This is a genomic window from Rathayibacter sp. SD072 (assembly GCF_017355185.1).
Lineage (GTDB): Bacteria > Actinomycetota > Actinomycetes > Actinomycetales > Microbacteriaceae > Rathayibacter.
Window position 1 is genome coordinate 35747 of record NZ_JADILJ010000028.1, and the last position, 11206, is coordinate 46952.

An 11206-nucleotide genomic window follows, 5' to 3' on the forward strand; every position below is an offset into this window, starting at 1 on the left:
GAGGTCCGCGCGGTCGCGGAGGGGCAGCGCACTCACCGGTCGCCTCACTTCGCCGCGAGGTAGGCGTTCGCCTGCTTCTCGAGCTCGGCCTGCACCTTGTCGAGACCGGCGGCCTCGACCGCCTTCTTGAGGTCGTCGAGGCCCTTGTCGACGTCGACCGCGCCCGCGTAGAGCGGATTGCCGTACTGCGCCAGCGCCTGGGTGATCTGCGCGTTCTCGGCCTCGACCGGGGCGAGGTCGGGGATGAACGAGGCGAACGGATCCGTCGTGAAGTTCTCGTAGTCCTTCGCCCAGAGGAAGTTCTGCTTCTCGGACTCGGCGATGGTGCTCGAGAGACGCTCGAGCGGGACGCGCCAGCTGAGGGCGTAGCCGGGGAAGTTGTTGTAGTCCGAGATCGACTCGAAGCTGTCCTCGCCCACGGCGTTCCAGTCCTTCCCCTCCACGCCGTACTCCAAAAGGTCGTGGTTCTCGGCGATGGAGACCCAGTCGAGCAGCTGCAGCGCCTGCTCCTGGTTCTTGCTCGCCTTGTTGACGACGACGATGTTGTCGGCCTGGAACAGCTGGTTCGGCTTCGCGGCGAGCCCCTCGGCGAAGGGCATGACGTCCAGCAGGGAGGCGCCGGGCACGGCCTTGAGCAGGCCGGGCAGGTTCGTGGTGGTCGCCGTCCCGTCCGTGATGGCCCACGTCGAGGCGGCAGCTCCGCTCTGGAACTGGGACTGGACCGTCGCCGCGTCGATGTTGAGCATGTCCGCATTGATGATGCCGTCGAGGTAGTACTGGCGGGTCGCGCGCAGGGCTTCGACGTGGGGCTCGTGCTCCCAGAACGGGACGAGCTTCGAGGACCCGGTGGCGGTGGCATCGGCGGCGGGGACGAACATGAGCGAGTCGGCCGAGAAGTAGACCGGGATCATGTCGGGCTTCTCCCAGCCCTGACGGTAGAACACGCCTGTCGGTGCGCCGATGGACGAGAAGGTGCTGAGCCGCGCCACGTAGGGGGTGATGCCCTCCTTCTGCTTGACGTCGTACCAGAACTTCTCGAGCGCGTCGTAGGAGTCGATGGTGCCGCCGGCGTACGTGTCCGCGAGGTCCCCGCGCACGCTGTAGTGGTGGATGCGTCCGGCCGAGTTGACCGCCGGCACCCCGTACAGCTCTCCGTCGCTCCAGCGGTTCGCCTCGAGAGCCTCGGTCGAGATCGTCGAGGCGAGGTTCGAGTGCGTTCCGGAAGCGAGCTGCGAGCTCAGACCGGTGAGGGCCCCGTCCGAGATCAGCTTGGAGATGTTCAGCCAGCGGGCGCTGAGCGCCGTCGCGAAGTTCTCGCCGGCGGTGAACTTGAGGAGCGACTGGTTGGAGTAGTTCTGCCAGTTGATGAACTCGGGCTTGATGGTGAAGCCCTGGTCCTTCTCGAGCTTCGTGTTGACCGCCGCGAGGACGGTGCTCCAGCCGGTGGGTGCGACGCCCGGCAGCAGCAGGCTGAGCTCGCTAGACGAGCCGGAGGAGCCGCCTCCGCCCGTGCAGGCGGCGAGGGAGAGCAGCGCGGCTGCGCCGGCTCCTCCCGCGAGGAAGCCGCGCCGGGAGAAGCCGCGACCAGCAGCAGTGGTGATCGGTGCCATGAGGAGTTCCTTTCGAATGTGATCGCCGGCTGCCGAGCGCAGGCTCGGTCGGCGGGCCTCCGTGAGGGGGAGGTCGCGTGGGTGGAGAGCAGTGCGAGGGGCGTCAGCCCTTCGTCGCTCCGAGGGTGAGGCCCTTCACGAAGTACCGCTGGGCGAAGGGGTAGGCGAAGAGGATGGGGGCGATCGTCACGACCGTCATGGCGAGGCGGATCTGGTAGGCGGGTGCCGTTCCGGTCTGCGACAGATTGTTGGCGTTGCCGATGCTCGCGATGAGGTTCTGCAGCACGAGCTGGAGCGGGTACTGGTCGACGTCCGTGATGAACAGCAGGGCGTGGAACCAGTCGTTCCAGTAGGTGACCCCGTAGAACAGGGCGATGACGGCGAGCACCGGCTTCGAGAGCGGAAGCACGATCTGGAAGAAGACGCGCAGCTCGCCTGCGCCGTCGATCTTCGCCGAGTCGAGGATCTCGACGGGGACGGCCCTGAAGAAGGACACCTGCACGAAGACGAGGAAGGGGGCGAGGGCGAGAGGCAGGATCACGGAGAAGAGGGAGTTCTGCAGCTGCAGCACCTGCGTCACCAGGATGTAGAGCGGGACGAGCCCTCCGGTGAAGAGCATGGGGATGTAGGCGAACACGGCGAGCGAGGTGCTCAGGCGCGGAAGACCGCGCGCGATGACCCAGCTGATGCCGGAGGTCGCCGCGAGCGCGATCGCGGTTCCGACGACGGTGATGAAGATCGACGCTCCGTACGCCATCCACAGCCGGCCCCCCGCGAAGAGAGTCGCATAGGCCTCGATCGAGAACGGGGTGGGCCAGAACGAGTACCCGGTGCGGGAGAGCACGGATTCGTCCGTGAAGGATCCAGCGACGACCATCCAGAACGGGATCAGGCAGGCGAGAGCGAACAGTGACGTCCCCACGTAGCTGATGATCGTGAACGTCTCCGGACGACGGCGGGGTCGACTCGGCGCGGTCGGCGGCGTCCCCTGGTCATCGGGGAGGGCCGTCGGGACATCGGGGGTCAGGACAGTGCTCATAGCAGCGAGGTCTCCTTGGCGTAGCGCCGCTGCACGAGCGTCGCGAGGACGACGAGGACGAATCCGACGACGGACTGGAACAGCCCGATCGCTGCGGTGGTCCCGAAGTCGCCCAGGGTTCTGAGGGAGCGGAAGACATAGGTGTCGATGACGTCGGTGGACGAGAAGAGGGTCCCGTTGTCACCGACGATCGCGTAGATGGTGCCGAAGTCTCCGTAGAAGATGCGTCCGACACCGAGGACGAGCAGGATCGCCGCGGTCGGCATGAGCAGTGGCGTGGTGATGCGCAGGGCCATCTGCCAGCGCGAGGCTCCGTCGATCTGGCCGGCCTCGTACACCTCCTCGGGGATCGCGGTGAGCGCCGCGAGGAAGATGACCGAGAGGTACCCGCCCTGCTGCCACACCTTGACGATGGTGAGGATCCAGGGCCACGGACCGGGCTCGGTGTACCAGCTGATCGACGGTGCTCCGAAGACGTTGAGCATGTCGTTGACCATGCCGCCGCGTCCGCCGACTCCGGCGAGATAGGACTGCAGGAAGATGCTGACCACGATGGGCGAGACGAAGTACGGGATGAAGATCACCGACTGCAGGAACTTCTTCGTCGTCTTCCCGCGGATCTCGTTGAGCATCAGCGCGAGGAGGATCCCGGAGAGGAGCGTCGCTGCGAGGAAGAGGACGTTGAGGAACAGGGTGTTGGCGAGGATCCGGCCGGCGTCACCCGAGGTGAAGAAGAAGGCGAAGTTGTCGAATCCGACGAACGGCGAGCCGAAGATCCCCGAGCTGACGGAGAAGTCCTGGAACGCCACGATCAGACCGGCCATCGGCGCGTAGGAGAACACCAGGAACAGGATGATCGCGGGCACCGCGAGGATCACCAGTCCGTAGTCCCGCGGCTGGCGTCCCCCGTTGCCGAGGCGCTTGGGCCGACGACCCTGCTTCCGGCTCACGGCGACATCCGCTCCCAGCGCCGACTGGTGACCGTCCGTGGTGATGGTGGTCGTCACCGCGCCCACCCCGCACCGGGTCCGCTCGATCCGCGCTCGTGGACGCAGCACGCGGAAGGCGGCCGTGTTGTCTTCAGCATCATTGCTCCTTGTGGTCCTGGGACGCCTACCGGTCGGATCTGCTCCGCCGGAATGCGTTTTCCAATAGTGGAGCCGCTCCGTTCCCGATGTCAAGGAAAGCCGCGTAAAATTGCGGCATGACTGATGGAGAGCGGTATCCAAACGCATCCTACGCCTCCCCTGTGAACTCTGTACCGGCGGAGTGGGTCCGTGCCGGCGGTGCGGCCCTGCGCGTCCACCGCTTCCCGGGCAGAAAGGGCCGCCGCTTCGTCCTCGTGCACGGATGGGGCTGCAGCTCGGCGAGCTGGGAGGAGTCGATCGAGGGGCTCCTCGACCTGGGCGACGTCGTCGCGCTGGACCTCCGCGGCCACGGCGGATCGGAGGCCGGTTCCGTCCGTGCCTCGATCCCGCGCTTGGCGAGGGACGTGCTCGAGGTCGTCGGCACGCTCGGTCCGGGCAGGGTCACGCTGATCGGCCACTCGATGGGTGGCGCGGTGGTCACAGCAGCCGCGGTTTCCGAGCCGCGCTCGGTCGACTCACTCGTCGTGATCGATCCCGCCTACGGGGCGGACAACGAGGAGATGGGCAGTGCGCCGGCGCGGCTGCACGAGTACCGGGCCGCCGGTCCCGGGAAGGCCGCGGCCGACGTCGGCCGAGCGTTCTCCTCCGATGCCCCCGAAGCCCTGATCGGCAGGGCGCGGAAAGACCTGCTGCGCGCGTCTCCCCGCGTCCTCGCCGACGCCTTCGAGTCGCTCTATCTCGCTCCGGAGTCCTTCGGCGCGGCTGATGCCGCCGTCGAGTACCTGCGGAGTCGACGCCGGCCGACGCTCGCGCTGTACCCGACCCGCGACCGCGCGGCGACGGAGCACCGCGCCGCCGACGGGAGCGGCCCGGTCTCGATCCGCATCGCCCCCGTCCAGAGCCACTTCCTCCACGAGGAGGCGCCGACGTGGTTCGTGTCCACCGTCCGCGACTGGACCGCTGGTGCAGACCTCCCACCTCCGACCCGGTGATCCGACGACGCTGCCGCTGCCGACGTGAGCGGATGCGCTCCATGCAGCAACGGCAGCGACGTCTCAGCGGGCAGCGCCGGTGAGAACGGTCTCGTACCCGCCTACCGGGCGTCGTACGGAGCCGTGAGGGTCCGATCCGCTTCACCGGGGCGCGTGATGACGACGGTCGCTGCTCCCGCGGGAACCGCCTTCTTCTTCGTGGGAATGGTCACGCTCTCGGTGGCGCCCGGAGCGATGCTCTCGATCGTCGTCGTTCCGTGGGCCGTCCGGACGACGGCACTCACGGCCGCACTCTCCGGGTTGGTGACGGCGACCACGAGGACGACCTTCTTCTTGACGATCTCCGTGTGCGCGGCCGCCGAGACCATCGGGGCTGCGGGCTTCGCGGTGACGGTCACCGTCGGAAGGGTGACCGAGATCCCGTCGACGGTCGCGGTGACGATCGCCTCCCCGGGTTCGGCAGCGGCAGTGAGTGGTGCGTACTCAGCGCGTCCGGAGGCATCGGTGGTGCCTGTCGATGTCGTTCCTCCGTCGGTGAAGCGTGCCGCGCCGTCGACGGTGAAGCGGACGTCGCGGCCTGCTGCGGGCGAGCCGTCGGCGCGGTGTGCTTCGATCCCTTGAGCGGCGATCGCGGTGCCCACCTCGACGGTCTGGGAAGCCCCCGTGCTGATGGCCGAGGTCGCCAGTGCAGGGTCGGGGAGGGGCGCGATTGCGCCGAACAACCGGATCTCGGCGATGTTGATCCAGGTGGTGTTGGCGATCCTCAGATACCGGAACGGAGCCGGGTCGGCGTCGGTCAGCGCCAACTCCTGCCAGGCAAGCGTTCCCTTGGCCGAGGTGGTGATCGTCGTCCAGGAGGTGAGGTCGGTCGAGGCCTCGAGGTGCAGACTCGAGGCTCGGCTGGTGCCGTTGGAGTCCTGGCGCACGAGCAGCTCGACGCGCTCCAGGTCGAAGTTCTCGTCCTCTCCCGCGTCCATCACGAGGTAGTAGGCACCGCCCACCGCGCCGATGTCCGAGAAGGTGCTCGCCACCGAGTCGGTCATGCGCTGCAGGTGCACGGTCTTCGCCGTCTCGGACGTGCCGGTGAGGCCGATCGTGGTGACCCGCGAGGGGAGATCCGAGATCAGACGGTCACCGGTGCTGACGGTGACCGTCGATCCGTCCGTGGTGGTGGTCGATGGTCGCCCTGCCGCTCCCCCAGCGGTGGTGTACTCGACCCGCGACGCGACCCTCGATCCCAGTGCGGCCGCGGCGGGGACGACCGCGGATGCACTCCACGCCGTTCCGGATCCGGTGACAGTGGCAGGGACTCCCGCGAGGGTGACGCGGACGCCGGCGAGGGGCTCGGTACCGGTGATCGCCAGAGTGACGGTGTCTCCGGCAACGGCGAGCTTGGGAACGCTGTTGCTGCTCGTGAGCGTCGAGGTGGCGATAGACGACGCCGGTGGCGCGACATGGGTGCCGAACAGTCGCAGTTCCGCGATGTTGATCCAGTCGCCGTTCGCGATCTTGAGGTAGCGGAACGCGGAGGTGCTGCTCACCGCGAGCGTCTGCCAGTCGAGAGTGGCGGTCGCGTTCCCCGTCAGCGTCGTCCACGTGGTGAGGTCGTTCGATCCTTCGAGGTGGAGGCGTCCCGCGCGGCTGGTGCCCCAGGAGTCCTGGCGGACCTGCAGCTCGACTCGCGAGAGCGCGATCGAGCCGCCCTCGCGAGTGTCGAGGATCGCGGCGAACGCGCCGTTGTCCTGCCCGATGTCGGAGAAGGTCGCGCGGTCGCCGTCGAACGTCTTCGCGATCTGGGAAGCGCGACTCGGGTCGAGCTCGCCAGCGGAGTTGATCGTGTCGACGATGCCGGGAAGCCCGCGGATCATCGTGGTCTCGTTCGAGAGGAACAGTGTGGAGCCGTCGGACGTCACGACGAGTGGATCGGCCGAGGTCCCGTCGGCGAGACGGTATCCGATGCTGAACGCGACCGGTCGCCCGGACGTGACATCAGCAGGCAGGACTGCTGTCGCGGTCCAGGAGCGCGGGCCGCCCGAGATCGTCGCCGCGGCCCCTTCGATCGTCCCTTGGACGTCCGTCACGTCCTGGGACGTGGTGAAGGAGAGCGTGACGGTGTCACCGTTCGCCGCCCGCCCCTTCGACGAGTTCGAGGACGTGATCGTCGCGGAGGAGACCGCGGAGGCCGCTTCGACCCGTTCGCCGTCAATCCGGAACTCGCCCACGCTGAGGATGCCCGAGAAGTTCGAGTCCTGGAGCTTGAGGAAGCGGAAGGACGAGTCCCGGTGCTCCTGGGCGACAGCGAGGGTCTCGCTCGCGTTCGTGTTCGTCGTCGAGGCAGGGGTCAGCTTCGTCCAGGTGACGTTGTCGTTCGATCCGTAGACAGCGGTACCTGCCAGTCGGCTCCCCCACAGGTAGCGGGCCTGGAGGCTGAACGCATCGGCTCGGAAGCGGTAGGCGGTTCCGAAGTCGAGCGTCATCGAGTCGACCGAGAGGTCCCCGGAGAAGGTCTCGGCGTCGAAGTCGAGCAGGTTGCCCAGCTTCGCGGACCCGATGGACGACGTAGCGATGTCGACGTAGTCGAGGGAGCCGTCGGAGGCGCGCGGGGAGAGCAGCGCCAGAGCGGCCGTCGCTTCCTGTAGTTCGAGCAGCGCAGCGTCGAACGCACTGCTGCTGCCGGAGGCCACGAGAGCGTCGGCGGTAGCGAGGGCGCTGTTGTAGGCCGTTCGCGTCGTCGAGGTGTACACCGCCTGTTCGTCGAACGCTGCTCGTGCACGGGCGATCGCGGCGGGCCGATCGGCGACGACGTCGACCGTCACCGCGAGGGCGGCTTCGGTGGTTCCGTCATCCGCCTGCACGACGAGGCGGGACGTGCCTGGAGCGTTCGGAGTCCAGGTGAAGGCTCCGGTCGAGCCGTTCAGCACGGCGCCGCTGGGCAGGTCGTGGCTCGTGTAGGCGAGGGAGCCTCCCGGATCCTTCGCGGACAGGTCGGCGCTCAGCGCCTGCCCCTGCACTCCGATCACCGTGGTCGACGCACCGCGGTCGAAGACCGGCGGGGTCAGAGTGTCGCCGGCCTGGACGTCGACCTTGTCCAGATCGATGGCGCAGTCGGCGTCGCTGCTCATGCAGCTGCTCGTGAAGGTGTAGTACGCGAGGTGGTTGTCGCCCATCTCGGGGAGAGGGACGACGGACTGATTCATGTCGTAGCTGATCCAGCGCCACTGTCCCTCCGTGTCGGGGATGGTGACCGTGTGGTACGGGTCGACGTCGGGGAGCCTGCTGACGGCGAGGGTGGCCGGCTCGGTGGTGCGCACGCGGACACCGACGGGGCTGTAGGAGGTCCGGGGGCCGTAGACGAGCGAGCGGACGGCGACGACCGTCCCGTCCTCTCCGGGCGTCACTCGGAGGACTGCTCCGGAATCGACGGCAGTCGCGTCACCCGAGGTGACCGATCCCTTCTGCTCGAAGGTGACGGGCGACCCGTTCTGAGGGGGGATCACATCGGCCGATGCGGCGTCGGGGAGCGCGAGCCAGTACTCGGCGCCGGGCATGCTGCCACCCCAAAAGGTGCGCCGGCCGTCGGTGTCGCCGCTGACCGCAGTTCCGATCTCGAGGCTGGGGAAGTTGTAGAACATCGCAGGGTCCTGCTGCTCGTGCTGCTGGGCGACGTACGGAGCGATGGTCGCGACATCGACGCCGAGCTCGCGCGCGTAGATGTTGTAGAGCTCGCTGAGCGAGTCGGACCAGCGACCGCGGTACCACTGCGAGAGCTTCGCCGGCCCACCGGTGATGTCCACGAAGGGGACGTCGTAGCCCATCATGAAGCCCACGAACTGGTTCACTCCGCGCAGGAGCCGGTAGTCCTTGAAGGCGTACGGAGAGACGGCGTCGGCCGTGGTCGAGACGGTTCCGTCCTCCGGGTCGACCTTCGTGCCTTGAGAGTCCACGACGCGGGCGAGCGCGGTGAGGATGTTCACATCGCCGCCGCCGTGCGCCTGATCGCGTGCCATCTCCTGGTGCTGCACGAAGGAGTAGCCGTACGTGTTGTAGGGCGCATCAGCCGGGATCTCGCGGAAGATGCCGGTCAGGGCTCCGTTGATCGCCGGGTCAGGGGCGGTCGAGTTGACGGTGAACCACTCGACGCTCTCGTCGTAGCGGGCCCTGTCATCGCGGAAGATGTAACCGGCCATGGCGCCCAGCAGCGGAATGCTGAACTGGTTCATGTAGTAGCTGTTGTCGTGCAGGATCGTCTCCGTCATGGGGACGATGAAGTTGTCGCTCAGCTTCGCCTGGTCCTGAGCGCTCCACTCGAGCGGGTACGACGACGCGCCCTGCGCGAAGGTGGAGGAGCGGATCAGCTCTGCCGCGGCGATGAGCTTGTAGAAGACGATGCCGGTCTTGATGTAGGAGTCCGGGTAGCGGACGTAGCCGGAAGGGTTCATGTTTCCCCATACCCGAAGGATCCGCAGCGCGTTCTGGCGATAGACCGCGTCGCCGGTGAAGTAGTAGAGGACTGCCTGGGTGTATGCGCCCTCCGCATCCGTCCAGAGGCGGCTCGAGTCCGACGCGTCGTCGTAACGAGCATCAGCCGGAGTGGTGTCCGAGGGTCCGAGGTTCGCTGAGCGCAGCGTCCGCGACGCGAAACTCGAGGACAGCATCGCCGAGTAGTAGTCGGTCCAGGGCGCCTGACCCGCGAGGAGCTTCGCGCGAGTGCTCTCCAGCTCTGGTGCGGTCACGCCGATCGCAGGGTGCTTGAGGCCAGTCGGTCCGGTCGACGCGACGAGGTCGATCGCCGTCGAGACGGGCGAAGCTTCAGCAGCGACGGCTAGCGGAGCAGTGCCGACGAGCCCTGCCAGAAGGGCGGCGAGCAGAACGAAGACGGACGGAACCTGCAGGATCCGTCGACGGCCGAGGGGTTTCATGCAGATCCTCCAGTGGATTGTGCGCGCACCTTCGCAGCGCGGTTAAGGAAAGCGCTCTCCAACCCTGGTTGTCAAGGCTTCAGCCACCCGCCACCTATGCGACTCCCACCTGGAACACACTCTCCAAGATTGCTACTGGGCAACAGAGGACGAGCCTGAACGTGGTTCACCCGATCAATGCAAGTGCGGAGCGTCAGCCCAAGGAGCAAGGACCGTGTCGACGCCGAACTAGGGCTCGTCCCCGTAGAGACCCACAGAATCGCCGGCCGGTGTCGATAATCACCCCTGCAGGTCCGGCGAAAACCTGCCTCGAGGCGGCTCGATGTCGGGAAGGATCTCGCCGGGCCTGTTCTCGTCGGTTGACGTAGCGAAGGGTCCCGTGTGGGAAAGCAGAATTGTCACGTGTGGGTCGAGGTGGCTGATCCAGTAGGTGCTGAGGTCCGCGGGGTTCGTACGGCCCCGCGTTCTCGAGACGAAGAGCGTGCCGTAATAGCCGTCCGTACGTTTTTGGGATAGCCATCTGAGGATGGGAGGAGGGCTATGAGCAGCATCGTCGGCTATGCGCGTGTCCCGCGGCGCCACCAGAACTCAGCAGCTCAGGAGGCCGAGCTGCACGCGGCCGGCGCCGTCCAGGTGTTCGTCGACCACGCGGAATCGAGTCGAATCTCGGATCGGCCGCAGTGGCTCGCCTGCCTCGACTCCCTCCGCGAGGAAGACACGTTAATCGTCCATCGGCTGGATCGCCTTGGCGGAACCGAGCGGATCGTGATCGAGACGATCACCGACCTCGAGCGCCGGGGCGTGAACATCCGCAGCCTCACCGAACCCGTGATCGACACGACCACTCCGACGGGACACTCGCTGTTCGAGATCGCCGCCGTGCTCGCGCAGCTGCGCGTGGCCACGGTCCGAGAGAACACGCGGGCCGGTCTGGATCATGCACGCTCTCAAGGCCGTGTCGGCGGCCGCCCGTCGGTGATGACCTCCGCTCGTCTTCGCGAAGCGCGACGGATGCGCGAGGCGGGTCGCAGCTTCGCCCAGATCGCCGAGGTCCTCGGAGTCGGCAAGTCCTCCGTCGCCCGCGCGCTCGGCAAGGAGACGCCGCAGACGACCGCGCCCGAGCGACGGGTCTTCTTCCGTGACGTCAAGCCGTACGAGATCCCCAGCACGCTGAATGAGCTGACCGGCCCGTCATCCGGGCTCCTCGAACTGCCCCATCACATCTACTGGGGGCCTGAGCCGACCGTCGATCTCGACACGACGGGCGGCGTGACGAAGGCATATCAGGCGCTACTCAACGAGGGCACCGCGGTAGACCAGAAGGCACTGCTGAACCGCGAGATCCTTCTCGCCGTCTGGCCCGTTCTGACTCTCCCCGACCGAGTGCGGCTCCTGTGGGAAGACCGATTCCCCGAGCTACTCGGCGAGAACCAGGAGCGCAGCGTGCTCCCGATCGGGGCCGGCCCGATCAGCAGCGACGGGTGACCTGGTCCTCGCTCGGCGTGCGGACGTCAGGTGCCGATTCTGCGTCAGCGACTACCGCGTCTCCTCACGTCGG

The 11206-nt window shown here is 67.2% G+C and carries 7 protein-coding genes; 2 read left to right on the top strand and 5 right to left on the bottom strand.

Annotated elements, in window-relative coordinates; genetic code table 11:
* Nucleotides 1–44: 44 nt before the first annotated feature.
* The 3 genes from IOC53_RS12050 to IOC53_RS18950 form a co-directional block, all read right to left on the bottom strand.
* Nucleotides 45–1610 (bottom strand): ABC transporter substrate-binding protein, encoded by a 1566-nt coding sequence (locus IOC53_RS12050; protein ID WP_207406030.1) that lies wholly within the window; start codon nucleotides 1608–1610, stop codon nucleotides 45–47.
* Nucleotides 1611–1713: 103 nt separating this feature from the next.
* The gene (locus IOC53_RS12055) at nucleotides 1714–2649 is read right to left on the bottom strand and encodes a carbohydrate ABC transporter permease (RefSeq protein WP_207406032.1); all 936 of its coding nucleotides are present in this window, start codon (nucleotides 2647–2649) and stop codon (nucleotides 1714–1716) included.
* Nucleotides 2646–3656, bottom strand: coding sequence for a sugar ABC transporter permease (locus tag IOC53_RS18950; RefSeq protein WP_207406035.1), 1011 nt, complete (start codon nucleotides 3654–3656; stop codon nucleotides 2646–2648). Before IOC53_RS18950 ends, IOC53_RS12055 begins: the two co-directional genes overlap by 4 nt.
* A gap of 242 nt (nucleotides 3657–3898) precedes the next feature.
* On the opposite strand from IOC53_RS18950, the gene IOC53_RS12065 reads away from it, so the two are divergent.
* Complete coding sequence (locus IOC53_RS12065) at nucleotides 3899–4729, top strand: alpha/beta fold hydrolase (protein ID WP_207406037.1); 831 nt, start codon at nucleotides 3899–3901, stop codon at nucleotides 4727–4729.
* A 101-nt stretch (nucleotides 4730–4830) separates the two neighbouring features.
* Here the strand turns inward: IOC53_RS12065 and IOC53_RS12070 are convergent, their stop codons facing one another.
* Together IOC53_RS12070 and IOC53_RS19670 are read right to left on the bottom strand one after the other, a co-directional pair.
* Complete coding sequence (locus IOC53_RS12070; RefSeq protein ID WP_207406039.1) at nucleotides 4831–9648, bottom strand: alginate lyase family protein; 4818 nt, start codon at nucleotides 9646–9648, stop codon at nucleotides 4831–4833.
* Nucleotides 9649–9927: 279 nt separating this feature from the next.
* Entirely contained in the window at nucleotides 9928–10230 is a 303-nt protein-coding gene (locus IOC53_RS19670) for a DUF4913 domain-containing protein (protein ID WP_207406042.1), read from the bottom strand.
* On the opposite strand from IOC53_RS19670, the gene IOC53_RS18955 reads away from it, so the two are divergent.
* Nucleotides 10189–11133, top strand: a complete 945-nt coding sequence (locus IOC53_RS18955) for a recombinase family protein (protein WP_242683268.1) — start codon at nucleotides 10189–10191, stop codon at nucleotides 11131–11133. The two genes, IOC53_RS19670 and IOC53_RS18955, sit on opposite strands and share 42 nt — an antisense overlap.
* Nucleotides 11134–11206: the final 73 nt, after the last annotated feature.

Coding starts and splice junctions, on each gene's coding strand:
- IOC53_RS12050 (WP_207406030.1), bottom strand. CDS start 1,610: ATGGCACCGATCACCACTGCTGCTGGTCGCGGCTTCTCCCGGCGCGGC.
- IOC53_RS12055 (WP_207406032.1), bottom strand. CDS start 2,649: ATGAGCACTGTCCTGACCCCCGATGTCCCGACGGCCCTCCCCGATGAC.
- IOC53_RS12070 (WP_207406039.1), bottom strand. CDS start 9,648: ATGAAACCCCTCGGCCGTCGACGGATCCTGCAGGTTCCGTCCGTCTTC.
- IOC53_RS18955 (WP_242683268.1), top strand. CDS start 10,189: ATGAGCAGCATCGTCGGCTATGCGCGTGTCCCGCGGCGCCACCAGAAC.